General features: G+C 40.3%; 20 protein-coding genes and 1 riboswitch. Of the genes, 12 read left to right on the top strand and 8 right to left on the bottom strand.

Features of this window, described 5'->3' with window-relative positions; genetic code table 11:
• Positions 1 to 32 precede the first annotated feature (32 nt).
• From JKG64_RS17715 to JKG64_RS17695, 5 genes are all read left to right on the top strand, one after another.
• Positions 33 to 1,592 (top strand): Do family serine endopeptidase, encoded by a 1,560-nt coding sequence (locus JKG64_RS17715; protein ID WP_210355600.1) that lies wholly within the window; start codon positions 33 to 35, stop codon positions 1,590 to 1,592.
• A gap of 90 nt (positions 1,593 to 1,682) precedes the next feature.
• Positions 1,683 to 2,117, top strand: a complete 435-nt coding sequence (locus tag JKG64_RS17710; protein ID WP_210355599.1) for a low molecular weight protein-tyrosine-phosphatase — start codon at positions 1,683 to 1,685, stop codon at positions 2,115 to 2,117.
• Positions 2,118 to 2,173: 56 nt separating this feature from the next.
• The gene (locus tag JKG64_RS17705; RefSeq protein WP_133585720.1) at positions 2,174 to 2,521 is read left to right on the top strand and encodes a hypothetical protein; all 348 of its coding nucleotides are present in this window, start codon (positions 2,174 to 2,176) and stop codon (positions 2,519 to 2,521) included.
• A 9-nt stretch (positions 2,522 to 2,530) separates the two neighbouring features.
• Positions 2,531 to 3,289: a peptidylprolyl isomerase gene (locus tag JKG64_RS17700; RefSeq protein WP_210355598.1), complete on the top strand. Its 759-nt coding sequence runs from the start codon at positions 2,531 to 2,533 to the stop codon at positions 3,287 to 3,289.
• 37 nt (positions 3,290 to 3,326) lie between these two features.
• A complete protein-coding gene (locus JKG64_RS17695) occupies positions 3,327 to 4,094 on the top strand; it encodes an exodeoxyribonuclease III (protein WP_210355597.1) in 768 nt (255 codons plus the stop codon).
• A gap of 6 nt (positions 4,095 to 4,100) precedes the next feature.
• Here JKG64_RS17695 and JKG64_RS17690 read toward each other — a convergent pair whose 3' ends face one another.
• The 6 genes from JKG64_RS17690 to JKG64_RS17665 all read right to left on the bottom strand — a co-directional run bounded on the left by JKG64_RS17690 (position 4,101) and on the right by JKG64_RS17665 (position 10,776).
• Positions 4,101 to 4,523 carry a 6-pyruvoyl trahydropterin synthase family protein gene (locus JKG64_RS17690; RefSeq protein WP_210355596.1) on the bottom strand — a complete coding sequence of 141 codons (423 nt, stop codon included), beginning with the start codon at positions 4,521 to 4,523 and terminating at the stop codon, positions 4,101 to 4,103.
• Between the two features lie 68 nt (positions 4,524 to 4,591).
• Complete coding sequence (locus JKG64_RS17685; protein ID WP_210355595.1) at positions 4,592 to 5,119, bottom strand: DUF4833 domain-containing protein; 528 nt, start codon at positions 5,117 to 5,119, stop codon at positions 4,592 to 4,594.
• Positions 5,120 to 5,128: 9 nt separating this feature from the next.
• Entirely contained in the window at positions 5,129 to 5,305 is a 177-nt protein-coding gene (locus tag JKG64_RS17680; protein WP_210355594.1) for a hypothetical protein, read from the bottom strand.
• 305 nt (positions 5,306 to 5,610) lie between these two features.
• Positions 5,611 to 7,923, bottom strand: a complete 2,313-nt coding sequence (gene metE, locus JKG64_RS17675; RefSeq protein WP_210355593.1) for a 5-methyltetrahydropteroyltriglutamate--homocysteine S-methyltransferase — start codon at positions 7,921 to 7,923, stop codon at positions 5,611 to 5,613.
• Positions 7,924 to 7,993: 70 nt separating this feature from the next.
• Positions 7,994 to 8,097: riboswitch (SAM riboswitch) on the bottom strand.
• A 104-nt stretch (positions 8,098 to 8,201) separates the two neighbouring features.
• The gene (locus tag JKG64_RS17670; protein ID WP_133585714.1) at positions 8,202 to 8,888 is read right to left on the bottom strand and encodes a response regulator transcription factor; all 687 of its coding nucleotides are present in this window, start codon (positions 8,886 to 8,888) and stop codon (positions 8,202 to 8,204) included.
• A gap of 19 nt (positions 8,889 to 8,907) precedes the next feature.
• Positions 8,908 to 10,776, bottom strand: a complete 1,869-nt coding sequence (locus JKG64_RS17665; protein ID WP_210355592.1) for a sensor histidine kinase — start codon at positions 10,774 to 10,776, stop codon at positions 8,908 to 8,910.
• A gap of 163 nt (positions 10,777 to 10,939) precedes the next feature.
• On the opposite strand from JKG64_RS17665, the gene JKG64_RS17660 reads away from it, so the two are divergent.
• The gene (locus JKG64_RS17660) at positions 10,940 to 11,341 is read left to right on the top strand and encodes a hypothetical protein (protein ID WP_210355591.1); all 402 of its coding nucleotides are present in this window, start codon (positions 10,940 to 10,942) and stop codon (positions 11,339 to 11,341) included.
• 81 nt (positions 11,342 to 11,422) lie between these two features.
• Here JKG64_RS17660 and pyk read toward each other — a convergent pair whose 3' ends face one another.
• Complete coding sequence (pyk, locus tag JKG64_RS17655; RefSeq protein WP_133585711.1) at positions 11,423 to 12,853, bottom strand: pyruvate kinase; 1,431 nt, start codon at positions 12,851 to 12,853, stop codon at positions 11,423 to 11,425.
• 122 nt (positions 12,854 to 12,975) lie between these two features.
• On the bottom strand, positions 12,976 to 13,476 hold the full coding sequence (locus JKG64_RS17650; RefSeq protein ID WP_133585710.1) for an IPExxxVDY family protein: 501 nt from the start codon (positions 13,474 to 13,476) through the stop codon (positions 12,976 to 12,978).
• 265 nt (positions 13,477 to 13,741) lie between these two features.
• On the opposite strand from JKG64_RS17650, the gene JKG64_RS17645 reads away from it, so the two are divergent.
• The 6 genes from JKG64_RS17645 (at position 13,742) to JKG64_RS17620 (ending at position 20,352) form a co-directional block, all read left to right on the top strand.
• Positions 13,742 to 13,978: an acyl carrier protein gene (locus tag JKG64_RS17645; RefSeq protein ID WP_079643602.1), complete on the top strand. Its 237-nt coding sequence runs from the start codon at positions 13,742 to 13,744 to the stop codon at positions 13,976 to 13,978.
• A gap of 26 nt (positions 13,979 to 14,004) precedes the next feature.
• Complete coding sequence (fabF, locus tag JKG64_RS17640) at positions 14,005 to 15,258, top strand: beta-ketoacyl-ACP synthase II (RefSeq protein WP_210355590.1); 1,254 nt, start codon at positions 14,005 to 14,007, stop codon at positions 15,256 to 15,258.
• A gap of 175 nt (positions 15,259 to 15,433) precedes the next feature.
• On the top strand, positions 15,434 to 16,171 hold the full coding sequence (gene rnc, locus JKG64_RS17635; protein ID WP_210355589.1) for a ribonuclease III: 738 nt from the start codon (positions 15,434 to 15,436) through the stop codon (positions 16,169 to 16,171).
• Between the two features lie 51 nt (positions 16,172 to 16,222).
• Positions 16,223 to 17,608, top strand: coding sequence for a histidine--tRNA ligase (gene hisS / locus JKG64_RS17630; RefSeq protein WP_210355588.1), 1,386 nt, complete (start codon positions 16,223 to 16,225; stop codon positions 17,606 to 17,608).
• Between the two features lie 76 nt (positions 17,609 to 17,684).
• Entirely contained in the window at positions 17,685 to 18,680 is a 996-nt protein-coding gene (gene pdhA, locus JKG64_RS17625; protein WP_133585706.1) for a pyruvate dehydrogenase (acetyl-transferring) E1 component subunit alpha, read from the top strand.
• A 49-nt stretch (positions 18,681 to 18,729) separates the two neighbouring features.
• Positions 18,730 to 20,352 (top strand): pyruvate dehydrogenase complex dihydrolipoamide acetyltransferase, encoded by a 1,623-nt coding sequence (locus JKG64_RS17620; protein WP_210355587.1) that lies wholly within the window; start codon positions 18,730 to 18,732, stop codon positions 20,350 to 20,352.
• Positions 20,353 to 20,474 lie beyond the last annotated feature (122 nt).

Below are 20,474 nucleotides of genomic sequence, written 5' to 3'. Positions count from 1 at the left end.
AACAAAGTTAGAAATTAAAACAGCAAAGTAATATGAAAAAAATAGGAGTAAGTGTATTAGCAGCTGTCCTAGGAGGGGCAATTGCTGTCGGGGGATACAAGTTTTTTGAGAACAAACAATTGGATAGTATGACTTTTGAAGAACAGCAAAAAGTCTATTATGCAAGTAACCCTACAGGTGCAGCTATGTCATCTACTGGTAATCCAGATTTTACCCAAGCAGCAGCGGCGGTTTCGCCAGGTGTTGTGCATATAAAAGTTTCGGTGACGACACGGGGCAATCAACGTGGAGGTGGAGGTTCAGGCTCTCCGTTTGATATGTTTGAAGAGTTTTTTGGTATGCCACAACAACGACGTGGACAGGCTCAGCCAAGACAGGCACAGGCGTCTGGATCGGGTGTAATTATATCGCCTGATGGATATATCGTAACCAATAACCATGTGGTTGAAGATGCAGATAAAATAGAGGTGCAGCTTACAGACAATCGTACCTATGAGGCTAAAGTAATCGGTCGCGATCCTAATTTTGATTTAGCACTGATTAAAGTAAATGCGACAAATCTTCCAATGGTTAAGTTGGGTAATTCGGATGATGTTCAAGTGGGAGAATGGGTATTGGCTGTAGGTTATCCGTTAGGTTTGCAGTCTACGGTAACAGCTGGTATCGTAAGTGCTAAGGGACGCCGTATAGGTATTCTCGATGAACCTTCGCAACAGAGAGGATTTGGACAAGGAGGACAGCCTGAGCAAATGGTAAGTACGGCTATTGAGTCTTTTATACAGACGGATGCGGTAATTAATAAAGGTAATAGTGGTGGAGCTCTGGTTAATGCACGAGGAGAATTGATCGGTATCAACTCTGCAATCGCATCGCCTACAGGTACCTATGCTGGATATGGATTTGCTATTCCGATTAGTCTTGCTAAAAAGGTATTGGATGATTTTAAAGAGTTTGGTAGCGTAAAACGTGGTTATGTAGGCTTTACATTTACGGAGATGAATGATGCCGCACGTAAAGAATTGGGTATTGACGATGTAAGAGGATTGTATGTTTCTAGTGTGGTAAAAGGTGGCGGAGCTGAAGCTGCGGGTATCAAGAAAAATGATATCATCACTAAGGTGGATGGTAAAGTTATCTACAGTTCGCCTGATTTACAGGAACGTGTAGCAAGACTTCGTCCTGGAGATAAGGTTACGTTGACTTATAAACGTGATGGAAAAGAGAAAGATGTAACAGTAACGCTAAAAGGTGAGGAAGTAAACAAAGCTGCGGCTAGTGATGAAGGCTCAAGCGCTAGTGCAACACAGATCTTTAATAAACTTGGTGCAAGTTTTATCCCAGCAACAGATGCGCGTAAGAAAGAATTAGGAATTACGTCTGGAGTTGTGGTGACGGATGTGCGCCGTGGCGGAGTGTTCGAATATTTTGGTGTAGAACGTGGATTGGTGATAACTGAAGTGAACGGTAAGACGGTAAATAATGTGGATGATGTAGAATCTGCACTAGCTTCGACAAAACGTAATATCGTACGTATAAAGGGAGTTCCTCAACGTGGAAGTACGGTGGAGTTGAATGTACCTATTGAGTATTAAACTGTAGAATAGTTTACATATAAACAAAGTATGGCTTTCGTAAGATAGTCATACTTTGTTTTTTTATATAATAATGTAGATTTTTGGGATATGAAGATTTTGATGGTTTGTTTGGGTAATATTTGTCGATCGCCATTGGCACACGGGGTATTACAACATATGGTTTTGGATGAGGGATTGGGATGGACTGTTGACTCTGCCGGTACAGGAGACTGGCACGTTGGACATGCACCAGACCATAGATCGATAGCTGTAGCAAAGAGAAATGGTGTAGATATCTCCGGACAACGGGCGCAGCATTTTACGAAGGTGCTGTTTGATGATTATGATTTGATTTTAGTGATGGACAAGCAGAACTATAAAGATGTAATCGGCCTAGCTAAGAATACCGAACAGAAAGATAAGGTGCGTCTGTTTTTGAAAGATGATGTGGTGCCTGATCCTTATTTTGATGATACGCTGTTTGATCCGGTATATAAAATGGTAGAAAAACGATGCAAAGAATTATTGCAAGAGTTATCTTAAAGAATCGCATGACAATTCTTACTTCTGAATTAGTTACTTTTGGTTTTTAAATATACATGAAAGCAACAGAAGTAAATAAAAAATGGAATGTCCTAAGGGAGGCTCTAGCCCAGAGTTTTGATATGGAACTGCCCGATATAAAGGTGGTTTTGTTTTTAATCGGGGTACAGGAGCTTGGACAAGGACCTAAGAAATTCTCCAAACGGGAGAAGGAGGAACTGATGCATATCGCGACATGCCGGCTTTTCAGTTCGATGGGATTTTATGAATTGGAAGGATTGGATGAGCAAGGCTGGCCACATTGGAAGTTGGTGAAAGCAATCCCCAACTATACATTATTGGAGCAAGAACTGATTATGAAATCGTTGATTATTGATTACTTCCAAGAATTGGAAGTGATATAACTTATTTTTATGAAGAGATTTTTACTTTCTATTTTTTTAGGATTATTCTTAGTGACGACACAGGCGCAAAAGCCACAGCACTATTATGTGGAACTGAAGACGGGTAAAGGAAATATATTGATCCAGCTCTATAATGAGACGCCTAAGCATCGTGATAATTTTAAGAAATTGGTGAATGAGCACTATTATGATTCTTTACTCTTTCACCGTGTTATTAAGAATTTTATGATTCAAGGGGGAGACCCAGACTCGAAAAAGGCAGCGGATAATGCGATGCTCGGGAATGGTGGCCCTGACTATAAAATATCCTCAGAGATACAGGAAGGACTTATTCATAAAAAAGGTGCTCTGGGAGCTGCCCGGGACAATAACCCAGCAAAGCAGTCTTCTGCTTCGCAGTTTTATATTGTTCAGGGACATCGTTTTACAAATGATGGTCTGGATTCTTTGGAACGTTTTAGATTGAACGGCAATAAGCTTTCTGCTTTGCAACGGGAGCAATATACAACGGTAGGTGGTGCGCCTCATCTGGATGGAAATTATACGGTATTCGGACAGGTGATAAGTGGCCTGGAGGCAGTAGATACTATCGCGGGAGTGAAAACAAATGCTCAGGATAGGCCTATCGTAAATGAGCGCATGTCTGCCCGGTTATTGACGAGGAGGGAAGCTGTGAATCAGGATCGTATCATGAAGGGGCTTAAACCAAAATCTGGTTTTATAACGGAGTTCTTTGATGCTTTTAAATCAAAGAAGTATAGCTTATAAAAGGCTGTGTAAAGGAATTTATCTATAATTGGCTAGGATGAAGATTGTAACATATAATGTGAATGGAATACGGGCTGCCTTGAAGAAGGATTGGGTAGGCTGGTTGAAGACGGTAAACCCGGATGTGGTGTGCCTGCAGGAAATAAAAGCAACACCGGATCAGGTTCCTGAAATAGCTTTTTTTGAACAGATGGGCTATGAACATTACTGGTACCCTGCGCAAAAAAAAGGGTATAGTGGAACGGCTATTTTGACGAAGATAACGCCCAAGCATGTAGAGTACGGTTGTGGACACGAGGATTATGATTTTGAAGGCCGTATTATTCGGGCCGATTTTGATAATGTGTCGGTAATGAGTACGTATTTTCCGTCAGGTACTACAGGGGATATCAGGCAGACGTTCAAGTACCGGTTTTTAGATGATTTTCAGCTTTATGCAGACAAATTGATCCAAGAACAGCCTAATCTTGTAGTCTGTGGAGATTTTAATATTTGCCATCGTGCAATTGATATCCATAACCCAAAATCTAATGCAAACACTTCTGGCTTCTTACCAGAAGAGAGGGAGTGGATGGAGAACTTTATCAATTCTGGATTTATCGACACGTTTCGACATTTGAATGCAGATCCGCACCACTATACTTGGTGGAGTTATAGAGCAGGGGCCCGAGGTAAGAACCTGGGGTGGCGCATCGACTATAACATGGCATCAGCTGCATTGAAAGACCGGATTGTAGCGGCAAATATTTTGAATGATGCTGTCCATTCGGACCACTGTCCGGTATTGCTTGAGCTGAAGGATTGATGCCGTCTAGGCTAAGGTGTAGGAGGCAGCACATTTTTGTGTCTCCTCCACTTTACATTTGATAAGACGACAGCCATGCTCTGCCAACTGCTGAGGACCTATCTGTTCGACTAGGTACTTTGCTATATTTTCTGCTGTCGGATTGAAGGGGACAAGAACTAAGCTGTCCGCTGCGATGTCCATCAATGAAGCTAATAATGGGTCCTCATTCCAGATGAGGAATTTGTGGTCGAAATTGTCTTCGAGCCACATGCAAAGTTTTTCTTTTATTACAGAAAAATCGACAACACGGCCTACAGTGTCTAACTCGTCGGATTGGACAATGAAATGTATGCGGTAATTGTGACCATGTAGATACCTACATTTTCCTTCATGCCCTACTACTCGGTGTCCACACGAAATGTCGTGGTATCTCTCTGCTGTAATCATGATGCAAAATTAGATAAAAAGTAGAGTAATCACGAACATTGAAAAGTAAAATCTATGTAGAGGAAGGACTAGTCGATTACTAATTTTGAATGGACGTGTTTGCCTTTTTGATCTGTACCGTAAAATAAGATGTAATCGACTTTGGTGTTAAGCCCGGAGGTACCTTCTTTTTGGAAAATAAATAAGCGATTTATTTTCATCTTTATGCCGTTTAAGGTGGTTTCTACAAAGTAGTTGTCATCGGTAGTACTGCGGAGATAAAGCCGCTGTTGTGGGTAAGAAACGAGGCTCAGTTCATACGACTTGTCACTTTGTGGTGTGGAATCGATGCCATAAGCAAACTTGCGCTGTATGGCAGTTATTGATTTTATCTCCCCATTATTATCAAACATCTGTCTGCTGATCTTGATGGGTTCATTGGAGTCTATTTTACCCTGCTTGTCGACGTTGGCTTGATACAAGTAGGTGTTCTTTCCGCGATTGTGCTGAATGTAGAATAGTAAGTCTTTAACATTTGGTTTGGGATACCCTTCTTGTGCCAGCAAGGGGGAAAAACCTGAACTGAAATAAAACAGTAGGAGTAAGTAGTTGCGCATATAATTTTCTTAGTTTCTTCGTCCGCCAAACATTTTTGCCAATAACCATAGTATTAATGCAACGACAACTACAACCATAATGATGCCAGACCAGACTCCTGCTTTAAATATTCCTCCAATTACTTCACAGCTTGTAAATGATAATGTAACTAGTGTCAATAAGGCGATAGTACTTATTTTTTTCATATGTATATGATTATTTCATGATCCGCCAGCTGGCGGATTCAAATTATAGTAATTCGTTTTTGTACAGTCTGTGCCACATGGATATGGCATATGTGCTATTTACTTTATAACAAGTGATCATCAAAAAAGTTTATTCCTTCAGTTTTAAATAATTGTAAAAAATGAGTTTTAGTACGGTTTTATAGTGCAGGAAGGGAAGCCAACTGATGTGTTTGGAGGGAAAGGGAAAAGGCAGTTATGAAAAAATCCCAAACTTTTTAGGGTTCGGGATTTTAAGTTTATTTAATACTACTAAATTTTTACTGTTATTCTGCTCTTAATATTTTTGCAGCCTCAACCATCGATTCTAATGCTGCTTTGGTCTCTGGCCAGGCACGAGTTTTCAAACCACAGTCTGGATTGACCCAAAGTTGGGATGCAGGTACTACATCTTTTGCTTTGCGTAATAGATCAACCATCTCTTCTGTACTTGGTACACGAGGGGAGTGGATGTCGTACACACCTGGACCAATATCGTTTGGATATTTAAAGTCCCCAGCGAAAGCATTCAATAATTTCATCTGCGAACGGGATGTTTCGATCGTGATAACATCGGCATCCATCGCTGCAATATCTTTGATTACGTTATTGAACTCAGAATAGCACATGTGAGTGTGGATCTGTGTGTCGTCAGCAACGTTTGAAGAAGAAACACGGAACGCACGTACAGCCCAGTCCAAATACTCTTGCTGATCGGCTTTGCGTAATGGAAGTCCTTCGCGGATTGCTGGTTCGTCAATCTGAATGATTTTGATACCTGATTTTTCTAATGCCTGAACTTCATCCAAAATCGCTAATGCAATTTGATATGTTGTTGTAGAACGTGGTTGATCGTTACGAACGAATGACCACTGAAGGATGGTAACAGGTCCTGTTAACATTCCTTTTACAGGACGGTTGGTCAATGACTGTGCGTAAGCGGACCAACGGACGGTCATATCTGCTGGACGATATACATCACCATAAATAACAGGAGGTTTTACACAGCGAGAACCGTAAGATTGTACCCATCCGTATTGTGTAAATGCATAGCCGGCCAGTTGCTCTCCAAAGTACTCGACCATGTCATTACGCTCGAATTCTCCGTGTACCAATACATCAATATCTAGTTGTTCTTGAAGACGGATTGTGCTTTCGGTTTCTTCGGCGATAGCTTTGTCATATTCTTCTTGTGTGATAATTCCTTTTTTCAAATCAGCGCGCCATTTGCGTACGTCTTTGGTTTGAGGGAATGATCCAATGGTGGTAGTAGCAAACGATGGCAGGTTGAATTTTGCTTGTTGTGCTGTCTTACGTGCTGCAAATGGAGATGTACGACGGGCGTCTTCATCAGTGATATTGCCAACACGTTCTTTTACTTCAGGTTTGTGTATTAGAGGGGATGTGCGACGGCTTTCAGCAGCAGCTTTATTGGCTTCAAAGCGTTGTGCTGTAGTAGTGTCTACTTCGCCGTGTGCTAATATTGCTAAGTCTTTGACCTCTGCTAATTTTTGTTTTGCAAATGCTAACCAGTTTTTTACTTGCGCTGGTAATGTTTCTTCATTTTTCTCACTTTCCAAATCAAATGGTACGTGTAACAAAGAGGAAGAAGTACCAACCCATACTCTATCTGCTCCTAAAGCATGAACTGCTTGTTGGATTTTACTCAATGATTTTTCATAATCGTTTTTCCAGATGTTACGACCTTCTACTACACCTAAAGATAGTGTCAGAGAGGCAGGAACTTTAGCTAAAACAGTGTCCAGTTGGTTTTCACCACGTACGAGGTCAATGTGTAAAGCATGAACAGGAAGCGATAATGCGAGATCCTCATTGTCTTTTAATGCTTCGAAGTAAGTCGTTGCGATTAACTTAGTTGTACCGGCTGCAGCATTAAGACGCTTGAATACGGTTGTATATAAAGCTTTTGTCTTGGCATCAATGTCTAAAGCTAGGTACGGCTCATCGATTTGGATATACTTAGCTCCGGCTGCTGCTAATTTTGATATGATTTGCTCATAAACAGGGAGTAATCTATCGATTAAGTCGATGCGGTCAAATCCTGCCTCTTTCTCTTTACCGATTAATAAGTAGGTAATAGGACCGATTAAAACGGGTTTTGTGTCGATGCCTGCAGACTTTGCTTCATTATATTCGTTTAAGAATTTTTCTGAAGATAATTTAAATGTTTGGTCCTTGGTAAACTCAGGAACCATGTAATGGTAGTTTGTATCAAACCATTTTGTCATCTCTGAAGCTGTGACATCAATTCCATCTTGTTGGAATCCTCGGGCCATAGCAAAGTAAAGATCTAGACTGTAGTTGTTGTCTGCTTTACTTAATAATGAATTGTAACGAGCAGGAATTGCACCTACGGTCAAAGAAAGGTCTAATACTTGATCATAGAAAGAAAAATCATTGGAAGGGATTAAATCGATTCCTGCATCTTTCTGTGTTTTCCAGTTTGCTTCACGGATTTCTTTTGCTGTTTGTAATAGTTCGTCCGCGGAAATCTTCTTGGCCCAATACGCCTCGTTAGCTTTTTTAAGTTCGCGGAATGGCCCCACTCTTGGGTAGCCTAAGTTGTTGGTAATTAACATACTATTTTCCTTTTAAATTGTTTTAATAAAAAAATAATGCTGTAGAGAGAGTTCTTGGATCAGAAACTTCGGCTTATCTTTTCCGCCAGCTGACGGATAGAATTTAGCACCTTGTCAAGGGACAGGTTGCTAAGGCTTCATCGGGTCTAGTCCCTCTGCCTTTCTCTATAAGCGACGCTAAGGTATGGATAAGAATTGAAATCGCAAAGAAAAATATTAAAGGGTAAGGAAAAGAACAGGCTGGGACGGTCTTTTCCTTACTTTTTTTTGCTTGTTTATCAGCTTACTAGCAGTTTGTACCCTTTGCCGTGTACATTTACTATTTCTACATTTGGATCTTCTTTGAGGTACTTGCGGAGCTTGCTCAGGAAAACATCCATACTACGTCCGGTAAAGTAATTGTCATCATGCCAAATCTTAATGAGCGCTTCTTCTCGGGTCAATACATCGTTTTTCTTTAAGCAAAGAAGACGTAGTAATTCTGCCTCTTTGGTGGATAATTTCTGTTGTTGCCCTTTGTAAGATATGATCTGGCTGGTATAGTCAAAAAAGTACCCGCCAATTTCAAACTTATCGGCTAGTTCTTCTTCTTTATCTTTTGAAACACGCTTGAGGAGTGCATTAATGCGTAAAAGTAGTTCCTCGACACGGAAAGGTTTGGTGATGTAATCGTCTCCACCCAACTCAAAGGCTTGAGTTTTGTCTTCCATCATCCCTTTGGCGGTTGCAAAAATAATGGGGATGGTCTGATTGATTTTTCTGATTTCTTTGCCCAGTGTAAAGCCATCTTTTCTAGGCATCATCACGTCGAAAATACAAAGATCAAAATCACTTTTCCTAAATTGATCTAAGGCTTGCTCTCCATCTTGGCAAAGAACTACTTCATATTTCCCCTTTAGTTCTAGGTAATCTTTTAAGAGTTCCCCTAGATTAGGATCATCTTCTGCTAATAATATCTTTTGCATAGTAGTTTGTTGTCTTTGTTTATGAATTATTGGACTTTTTCGATTTAAGTGGTAGTGTTATCTCAAAGGTCGTGCCTTTGTCTTTTTCACTTTTCACCTGAATCTTTCCATCTAATCTTTTAATAATATCATGGACGTAACTCAATCCAAGGCCAAATCCTTTTACATTATGTAAATTGCCTGTAGGAATACGATAGAATTGGTCAAATATTTTTTCCTGTTGTTCTTTTGTCATGCCCATCCCTTTGTCCGAAATGGATATTATGATGTTCTCTTTCGAATTGTGACTTCTTACGAGTATCTCCGGAGCGTTAGGGCTGTATTTTATCGCGTTGTCAACTAAGTTAAAGAATACATTAGAAAGATGCAATTCGTCTCCAATCACTAAATCTTTGGTTGCAGAGAGGTCAGCACGGATTGTTCCGCTTGCTTTGTGCAATTGCAACTGCATACTATCTAATACTCCTTCTAGCAAGGGGTTGACATGTACATCGGTGCGTTCCATCCGTAGATTCTCTTTTTCAAGCTTGGCGATATTGAGAACTCGTTCAATATGGCTACCTAATCTGACATTTTCGTCATATATGATGTTGGCAAGTTTATTGACTCGCTGCTCATTGGATGCAATTTCAGGATCGCGCAGTGACTCGCTGGCAATCATGATTGTAGCAACGGGGGTTTTAAACTCGTGGGTCATGTTGTTGATAAAGTCTGTCTTCATTTCGGAAATTTTCTTCTGTTTGAAGATGATGGACAGGGTGTATGCGAAACAGCCAATGAGAACAGCAAAGAGTGCTAAGGTCGGTAATATGAGGTAGCTCATATTGTCTGCAATGACTCTTTTCTTATTGGGGAAATAGATACTCAATCTTCCGGTGGGTTCACCGAAATCTCCTTTGAATAAGGCTGTTGTGTAACGGGGAGATTTCTCAGAAGCGGCAAGGGTCTCGGCATCCGGACTATGGTAAATGATTCTGGATCGGTCCCGAATTTCAATGTTAAATGGGGAATAGATCCCTCTGGAGACTAACTCTTCCTGTAGTAATTTTTGGACTTGGTTTTGATTTACACGTTGCTCGAGCGGCCTATTTGAAAGAAGAATGCTCAACGCGATATCTTCTACAACACCGACTTTTTTGCCTCCTAGAATAGCTAAGGTGTCGAATGCATTTTCCGCTCCTGCCAGTGCGTTTTTCTTGTCCGCTAAGAACTCTTTGTTGAGTTGCTCTAACTGTGACCGCAGTTCCATGAGTTCAAATGCTACTTTTGCATCTGCTTTTGGGGGTAAAGTCGCAATTCTGTAATCCCGCACGATGCCTAGACCATCGATAGTGGAAACCACATAACGGACGGAATCGTCTTTGGCACTCACACGAGGCAATTCGTGGGTGGCAGATACAACGACAAAATTTTGGGCAAGAGATGTGCCAGGTATTCGCTCCTCAACAAGGCTGATATCGATATACCGCTGGTTTTGACGTTTGCGGAAGTACGTTTCGAAGAACCAATTTTCAATATAGGTGATATTAGGAAATATTGCCTTGAGTTTCTCATCCTCTTCTCTAAAAACGCTCTCTACATCGAGTTGCTGAAGCCGTAGCTTTTCAATCTGACGCTGGATGCGTAATTGCTCTGCCAGCATGCGCTGTTTCTTTTGTTCAGCTTCGTACTTGGCTTGATTTGCCCGGGTGATGATCTGGGAATTATTGATGAGTTCGCTTTTCTCAATTTCTGCCGCGACCTTGGCTAATGATGTGTTTATAGCTTCATCAAAAAGAATGGATTTCTGTTTGTAGGTCTCGCGGATGAAATAGTACTGCATAGCAACTACGCCCAGTAATGCAACGGACATTAAGCCTATAATCAGTGAGATGCTCTTTTTCTTCATTTGTTACAAAAATAGTAATGTATTATACCTTGAAGTCCTCTTTAACACTATTTAACAGCAGTTTACGCAATGTCTTAGGCAGGTATTCATAGAAATATTTGTATCTTGATTTGCAATAGGGATGTACGTATGGTTCATACATTTTCTTTTTTCGTGAATTATTATGATAAATATAAGTTCTAATATAGTGAAAAGAATAGGTTTTAGTTTTGCTTTTTTGACCCTGATATCTGTTGCCGTGTCGGCTCAAGATTATAAAATTGAAAAAAAAGGCAGGAATGGATATACGTGGTCTAAGCCGCTGGTTGAACTGAAGGTTCCAATGCTGGATACACTGCAAAGGGATTCGCTTCCTTTGTCGGAATATTATGGGGTACGGCCGATTGAAATTCCTAATGTCTACTCGGGAAAAGCGGGGGGCGGGGCTGGAGTTAGAACGCCTGTTCTTCGTCTTTCTGGCAAGAATTGCGCGCCAATGCCAGGGACAGAAAAGTTAGATGAAGTGGAGAAGTATCAAAATCCGGAATCCAGTATGAAAACAATGCCTTTGTTGATTATAAAGTGATAATTTGATTTTTTATAGTTTATAAATAAAGGGCAGGTAATACGATTACCTGCCCTTTGTCTTTTTATGATAAGAGGTGAATTAGTTTACCTCTGAAACTCTAATTGTATTTGTTTTACCTTTTTCATGTAAAGGGGTAGACGCGGTATTGATTACGATTTGTCCTGCCTCTACAAGCTGGTGAGATTTTAGAAGTTCGTTTACATCTTGGATCGTACCATCTGTACTCTCATATTTTTCATAGATAAACGAACGTACTCCCCATAAAAGACTAAGTTGTCTCAACAAGTTTTTATTTCCTGTGAATACATAGATGTCTGCATTGGGACGGTAACTTGAAATCTCAAAAGCGGTGTAGCCTGAAGCTGTCATTACAGCAATTGCAGATGCTTTTGTTTTTTCAGCTAAGAAAATCGACGAGCCACAGATTGCATCTGGAATTTTGTTTACTTCTATAAATGCATCTACTTTTTCGCTATAGTACGGGTAGGAGGTCGACTCGACGTGTGTGATGACTTTGGCCATTGTCTCGATAACGATCTCTGGAAACTCACCCACGGATGTCTCGCCACTCAGCATGACGGCGTCTGCTCCATCCAATACGGAGTTGGCAACGTCATTGACCTCAGCACGGGTAGGACGAGGTGTGGTAATCATGCTTTCTAGCATTTGAGTAGCAATAATTACTGGTTTTGAGAGGTTACGACATTTCTGTACAATTATCTTTTGTAGACCGGGAACTTCTTCCATTGGCATCTCTACGCCTAAATCTCCACGGGCTACCATTACAGCGTCTGTCGCGTTGATAATGGCATCGATGTTTTCAATAGCCTCAGGCTTTTCAATTTTTGCAATGATTTTTGCGTGACTTCCTTTGGCAGCTATAATCTCTTTACATTGCTCGATGTCTTCTGCTGAACGTACAAATGACATGGCAATCCAATCGGCACCATGGTCTAAAGCAAAGTTCAAATTGTCTAAATCCTCTTCTGTTAATGAAGGGATAGAGACCTTTGTGTTAGGTAAGTTTACCCCCTTGCGAGAAGTTAAAATACCACCATGTACGACTTCGCAGACAACGGTATCTTTGTGGTTTGTAGATAGAACACGTAACTGTAATTTACCATCATCAAGCAATATGATTTCATTTTCCTTAACATCGTTAGGGAAGTTTTCATAAGTAATGTAGATTTGCTTTTCGTCGCCAATTAATTCCTTGGTTGTCATTTCAACAGTCGAACCATTGGTTAGAATAGCGCCTCCTTCTTTCATTTTACCGATACGGATTTTGGGACCTTGGAGGTCAGCCAAAATACTAACGTTGAAAGAGTGTTTTGCATTTATCTCATTGATGGTGTTAATTACCTGAAGGTGATCTTCTTGACTGCCGTGGGAAAAATTCAATCTACATACATCAACCCCTTTAGCAATCATGCTAGTCAATACATCAATATTGGATGATGCAGGACCTAATGTCGCTACTATTTTAGTTCTCTTTTGAAGCTTTTTCATATCGTTGTTGTTCTGTTTTTTTATCTGTTTACGCTGACCTGATCCCAGCGTAGACGGTTGATTATGGCTAATCTATATTTTAATTATCAAAGGTGTAAATATTACACTCTCTAAAGAATCCGCTAAAATATCAGATTTTCTTTAGATTTCAATATTGTTGGATCAATTTCTTTCACCAACATGATTTCATTGATTGATTTTAAATTATCAATCAGCGTGTCAAGATCCTCCTCGTCGATATAATGTTTTATAATTATAAAGTAGTCAAAGTTAGGAGCCTCTGGTACCAATAGGCCGTTTTCTAAGCTTCTGTTGTTGAGTAGGTAATATTCAAAATCAAAGGAATCACAGCAATATCTATACATCTGATAATGGTGTTTTGCCTCTTTTTTTCCTTTGGATTTTTCTTGTATAATATGAAAGTCTAATTCTTCCTGAGGTTTAGTTTTCAGATTACCGTTGTGATCTATCGGGGATTCTTTTCCGTAGATAAAGTTCAAGCCTGTATGCTTATTTATGAAATGGCAAAGCCTGTAGTCTCTCAAAGACGAGCTGATACCGACCAAAATAAAATCTAGTTCGAGGTCAAAGTCAATGTCTAATTTGAAGGTGATTTTATTCAACTTTACAGGGGCTTGATATATTTACGAAAGTACAACTTATGCTTGTGTTTTTAAGGGGGATAATGTAAAATTTGTATTAAATGAAAGTTTTTTTGTGATTGAATATTACTTTTAGTATTATTGAGTTGTGTTTCTTTGTAGTGCTATAATGCACTAAATGAGCTTGGTTGCTCTTTATTTGTCACCTAAAAATTAAAAAGGTTTGATTTTTGGTGAAATTTATTTTTCTTTGCACAGATTTATTAAACAATTAAACTATAAAATCATGTCAGATATCGCATCAAGAGTAAAAGCAATTATCGTTGAAAAGTTAGGTGTAGATGAAAATGAAGTAACACCAGAGGCTTCTTTCACGAATGATTTAGGTGCAGACTCACTTGATACAGTGGAGTTGATCATGGAATTCGAAAAAGAATTTAACGTTGCAATTCCTGATGACCAAGCTGAAAACATCAGTACTGTAGGTCAAGCAATCGCTTATTTAGAAAAAAACGTTAACTAACTAATTGTATTAGGCTAAAGATATAAATGGAGCTTAAGAGAGTAGTTGTAACAGGATTAGGCGCACTTACACCTCTAGGTAATACCGTCCAAGCTTATTGGGAGGGATTAATTAACGGTGTAAGTGGTGCTGCTCCTATTACGCATTTTGATGCGTCAAAATTTAAAACCCAATTTGCCTGCGAGGTGAAGGGTTTTGATCCACATGATTTTATGGATCGCAAAGAAGCTCGTAAGGTAGATCCTTTCGTTCAGTATGCCATTGCTTCTACAGATGAGGCAGTTAAGGATGCTGGATTGGAGTTTGATAAATTAGACCGAAACCGTATTGGTGTGATATGGGGATCAGGAATTGGAGGATTGACTACCTTTACGGAGGAAGTTGCTAACTTTTCAAAAGGAGATGGAACACCTCGTTTCAACCCTTTCTTTATTCCCAAAATGTTGGTGGACATCGCTCCAGGACATATTTCTATGCGTCACGGTTTGCGTGGTCCTAATTTCTCAGCTGTTTCTGCGTGTGCCTCTGCAACCAACGCAATGATTGATGCTTTTACCTATATCCGTATGGGTAGAGCAGATATAATTATTACAGGTGGTTCGGAAGCTACTATTAATGAAGCTGGGATAGGAGGCTTTAATGCTATGCATGCCTTGTCAACCCGTAATGATGATCCAAAGACGGCATCTAGACCTTTTGATAAGGATAGAGACGGATTTGTTTCAGGTGAAGGGTCTGGCGCGATAATTTTAGAAAGCTTAGAACATGCCTTAGCACGTGGAGCTAAGATTTATGCAGAGATTGTTGGTGGAGGTATGAGTGCTGATGCACATCATATTACTGCTTCGCATCCTGAAGGTCTTGGAGCCAAGCTTGCTATGACTATGGCGATAAATGATGCTGAAATGCAGTTTTCAGATATCGACTATATCAATGTGCATGGTACGTCGACTCCTGTAGGTGATATTAGCGAGACAAAAGCTATTGTCGATCTATTCGGAGAGAGTGCTTACAGATTGAATATAAGTTCTACAAAATCTATGACAGGTCACCTGTTGGGTGCCGCTGGAGCCGTAGAGGGAATTGCCTCTATTCTGGCTGTTAAAAATGATTTGGTACCGCCTACCATTAATCATTTTACAGACGACCCACAAATAGATAATCGATTGAATTTTACGTTTAATATGGCTCAGAAGCGTGTAGTTAATGCGGCTTTGAGTAATACATTTGGTTTCGGTGGTCACAATGCTTCGGTTATTTTCAAAAAATACCAAGCATAATGATTGCATGCTGAATTAAGATATGGATAGGTAGTTTGGAAAAACTACCTATTTTTCTATACATGTAGATTGACTTTTATAAAATAACATTCGAAGAATCTTGCTATTTTTGAATGTACTAAGCGTTAACCTTATAGGTGTTTATTTATAAGTGTTTCGCTTTTCGTAGATACATATGTCGCTAAGAATTTATAAACTATATTTTTCTCCAAACCGAGCGTACTTTAAAAAGCTAAAGAATATTCTTGGCTTTGTGCCGGGTAATCTTAAGTTGTATCAAATGGCTTTTAGACATAAGTCTGTCGCCAAACAAATTAAGGATGGGGTAAAGAATAGTAATGAGCGTATGGAGTTCTTAGGAGATGCAGTCTTGGGGTCGGTAATTGCGGAACTGCTCTTTAAGCTTTATCCTTATAAGGATGAAGGTTTCCTAACGGAAATGAGATCGAAAATAGTATCTAGAGCCAATTTGAATCAGCTGTCTAGAAAATTGGGTTTTGACAAGCTAATCCAGTACGATTCACGCATGATTTCTTATCCAAATAAGCAAGGGTCTTTGCTAGGAGATGCTTTCGAAGCGCTAATAGGAGCAGTCTATCTGGATAAGGGATATCAGTTCACCCGAGAGTTTTTATTGGTTCGTATTATCAAACCCCATGTCGATATTCATACGCTAGAAAATACGGAGACGAATTTTAAGAGTAGACTTATTGAATGGTGCCAGCATGAAGGCAAGGAGGTCGCATTTGTACCTGTTGACAATCCAGAGGGGGAGTCGCCCAAGATGTTCAGCATAGAGGTTCTAGTCAATGGCGAAGCCTGTGGTCTAGGACGTGATTTTAATAAGAAAAGTGCGGAAAAGCTTGCTGCCGAGCGAGCTTGTGAATATTTGAAAATTATTGAAATTGCCTAGAAACCGTCGGGCATTCTTTCCTTATTCATTCTGTTATATTACCTTTGCCTTATGGCAATAGTTAAACCATCTTTAGCAAAAGGTACTAGAGATTTTTCTCCTTCCGAAATGGGAAAGAGAAACTTTATATTTAATACCCTTAAACGCGTTTTTCAAAAATACGGTTATAGTGAGATTCAGACACCTTCGTTTGAAAACCTTTCGACCCTGACCGGAAAATATGGCGATGAGGGTGATAAGCTTATTTTTAAAATTCTTAATTCAGGGGATTATCTTTCTAAAGTTTCTGAGCAGGTATGGAGCGAGAAGAATTCTGTTAAATTGATCCCGCAGATTTCTGAGAAGGCACTGCGTTATGATCTGACAGTTCCATTTGCGAGGTATGTGGTGATGCATCAAAATGATCTGGCATTTCCGTTTAAGCGTTTTCAAATACAACCGGTCTGGCGTGCTGATAGGCCACAACGTGGGCGCTACAGGGAGTTTTATCAATGTGATGTGGACGTGGTGGGCTCTGAAAGCTTGTTGAACGAAGCGGAATTTGTTCTGATCTATTGGGAAGCGTTGCTCGCACTTGGGCTTAAGGATTTTACGATTAAGATAAATAACCGTAAGATTTTGACGGGGATTGCAGAAATCATAGGTAAGCCGGAGCTTATCGTCGATATGACAGTAGCGATTGATAAGTTGGATAAAATCGGATTGGAAGGGGTCAATAAGGAACTCTTAGAGCGCGGTTTTACAATGGCTGACCTGGAAGTGTTGAGACCCATTATTTTGCTGGAGGGTAGTAATGCCGAAAAACTTGCTAGCCTAAAGACGGTGTTGGCTTCTTCTGAAAAGGGAATGCAAGGTGTCGCCGAAATAGAGCAGGTCTTTAATTATATCAGTGCTTTTAAAGTTGATGAAAATCTTTTAGAGAGAATTGTGGAGGTGGATATAACCTTGGCGCGAGGTTTAAATTATTATACAGGTTGTATTTTTGAAGTTAAGACCAATGAGGTGGCTATGGGGAGTATTGGTGGGGGTGGAAGATATGATGACCTCACGGGTATGTTCGGACTTAAGGACCTGAGTGGAGTAGGTGTTTCCTTTGGTGCTGATCGTATTTATGATGTTTTGGAAGAACTCGACCTGTTCCCCAAATTAACAGTCACTAGTTCTAAAATTCTTATTGTCAATTTCGATAAGGAGTCCGAAGCGTATAGCATTCCGTTGTTGTCAGCGTTGCGCAAAGAGGGAATCGCTGTGGAGCTATACCCTACCGCCGCGAAACTTAAGAAGCAGATGAGTTATGCCGATGCAAAGCGTATTCCGTTTGTCCTTCTTGTAGGGACGGAAGAGATGGAGTCCGGAGAATTGACACTAAAGAATATGGAGTCTGGAGAACAGATGAAAGTAAAATTGTCAGTACTTATCGAATTGATGAGGGACTGAGAGGCAAAAAATCTACATTTTGTCGATATAAATTATTAGATTTGTAATCGGTTAAGTAAGAAAAAGACTTTATAGAATGAGTTCAACACCTATAACAAAAGAAACATATCTCGAGTGGTACAGATCTATGCTACTCATGCGTAAATTTGAAGAGAAGGCAGGACAATTGTATGGACAGCAAAAAATCCGTGGTTTTTGTCATTTGTATATCGGACAGGAAGCTGTAGTAGCTGGTACAATATCGGCAACCAGACAGGAAGATACTGTTATTACTTCTTATCGTGATCACGCCCATGCTTTGGCTAAGGGAGTTTCTGCAGACGCTTGTATGGCAGAATTATACGGTAAGAGCACAGGTTGCTCTAAAGGAAAAGGAGGCTCTATGCACTTTTTCTCTAAAGAGCACGGTATGATGGGAGGACACGGAATCGTCGGTGGACAAATACCATTGGGTGCTGGATTAGCTTTCGCAGAAAAATACCTTGGTAAAGATAATGTGAATGTTTGTTTCATGGGGGATGGTGCTGTGCGTCAAGGTGCATTGAATGAGACATTCAATATGGCGATGCTTTGGAAATTGCCTGTAATCTTTGTTTGTGAGAACAATGGTTATGCAATGGGTACATCTGTAAAGCGTACAACTAACATGGAGGATATCTATAAAATTGGTTTGGGCTTTGATATGCCTAGTATGCCAGTGGATGGTATGGATCCTGTAGCAGTCCATAATGCAATGGATGAAGCGGTGCAACGTGCACGTGCAGGTGAAGGCCCTACATTTTTAGAAATCCGTACTTACCGTTATAAAGGACACTCTATGTCTGATCCTGCGAAATATCGTACGAAAGAAGAGCTTGAAGAATATAAAGGAAAAGATCCGTTATTGACTACTAAGCACGCTATCGTAGAAAACGCGTATGCGGATGATGCTTGGTTTGCGCAAGTAGATGCGGAGATCAAGAAGATTGTAGAAGACTCGGTAAAATTTGCGGAAGAATCTCCTTATCCTACGGTAGACGAATTGTACAAAGATATTTACGTACAAGAGGACTATCCATTTGTAATGGATTAGTAGGAAGTTGTTTTGTTTGAATTGTTTAAGATATAATTTACTATAATAGATGGCTGAAGTAGTAAAAATGCCGAAAATGAGCGATACCATGACTGAAGGGGTAATCGCAAAATGGCACAAAAAAGTTGGCGATAAAGTAAATGCTGGAGATCTCGTTGCAGAGATTGAGACGGATAAGGCAACGATGGACTTTGAGTCCTACCAAGAAGGAACATTGCTTTATATCGGACCAAAAGAAGGCGAAGCTGTTGCTGTAGATGCTGTAATTGCGGTGTTGGGTGAAGAAGGTGAAGATTACAAAGCTCTATTGGATGGTGCTGCTTCCGCTCCTGAAACAAAAGAAGAAGAGGCTGTAAAAGAAGTGGCAGAAGCTACTAGCCAAGAGTCTTCGACCAGTTCGGTGACTGCTGAGGAATTAGGCTGTACGGTTATCACGATGCCGTTATTGAGTGATACAATGACGGAAGGTGTAATTGCACAATGGAATTTTAAAGTCGGAGATACCATAAAATCAGATGATGCTATTGCAGATGTAGAGACTGATAAAGCGACAATGGAGGTGACTGCTTATGCAGAAGGTACATTGTTGTATGTTGGTTTGGAAGCAGGACAAGCTGCTAAGGTAAATGATATTATAGCGATTGTAGGCCCAGCTGGTACTGATGTGACACCATTGTTAAATCAAAAGCCAACGGCTGCTAAGTCGGAGGCTAAAGCTGAAGTTGCTGTTTCAAATGAGGCTCCTGCCGCTGTTTCAACAGGCGCAGTTGCATCAGCAAATGATGACTCTAGAGTAAAAGCTTCTCCTTTGGCACGTAAGATTGCGAAGGATAAAGGAATTAACCTGAATGAGGTCAAAGGATCGGCAGACGGTGGACGTATCGTGAAGAAAGATGTAGAGAACTTTGTTCCTGCAGCTAAGTCTACTGCGGCAGTTGCTGCGGCTCCAACGGAAGCCAAAGCAATCGCATTGCCACAGTTTGTAGGAGAAGAGAGATATACGGAAGTAAACGTATCACAGATGCGTAAAACTATCGCTCGTCGTTTGTCAGAGTCGTTGTTTACAGCTCCACATTTTTACTTGACTGTAAGTATCGATATGGATAATGCGATGGCTGCTCGTGCGCAAATTAACGAAGTCGCTCCTGTTAAGGTTTCTTTTAACGATATGATCATCAAAGCTGCAGCAGCAGCGTTGAAACAACACCCTGCAGTGAATTCTTCGTGGCAAGGGGATAAGGTGAGATTTAATGAGCATACTAATATCGGTGTAGCAATAGCGGTAGAAGATGGCTTATTGGTTCCTGTTGTTCGTTTTGCGGATGGCAAAACATTGTCCCATATCGCTGCTGAAGTGAAGGATTTTGCAGGTAAGGCAAAAGCTAAAAAGCTTCAGCCTTCTGACTGGGAAGGTTCTACTTTCACAGTTTCTAACTTAGGTATGTTTGGTATTGACGAATTTACGTCTATTATCAATTCCCCTGATGGCGCTATCTTGTCGGTAGGTGCTATCCAACAGATTCCTGTTGTTAAAAATGGAGCTGTTGTCCCTGGAAATGTGATGAAACTAACATTAGGTTGTGATCACCGTGTAGTGGATGGAGCGAGTGGAGCTCAGTTCTTACAGACACTAAAAGGATTGCTAGAAGCGCCAATTCGTTTGTTGGCGTAGTTAAAAATATAGACAGGTCATTACGGACTTGGCTGAAGAAGGTATCTTTTTAGATACCTTCTTTTTTTATGCTTTATTTTGTCTGCTTTTTTCAATCGCTTATTGGGTTTTACTGCTTATTT

Origin of the sequence: Sphingobacterium tabacisoli, assembly GCF_017908035.1 — a bacterium.
Taxonomy (GTDB): domain Bacteria; phylum Bacteroidota; class Bacteroidia; order Sphingobacteriales; family Sphingobacteriaceae; genus Sphingobacterium; species Sphingobacterium tabacisoli.
The sequence above is the reverse complement of the archived record's forward strand: the minus strand, read 5'-3'. Positions and strand labels throughout refer to the sequence as shown.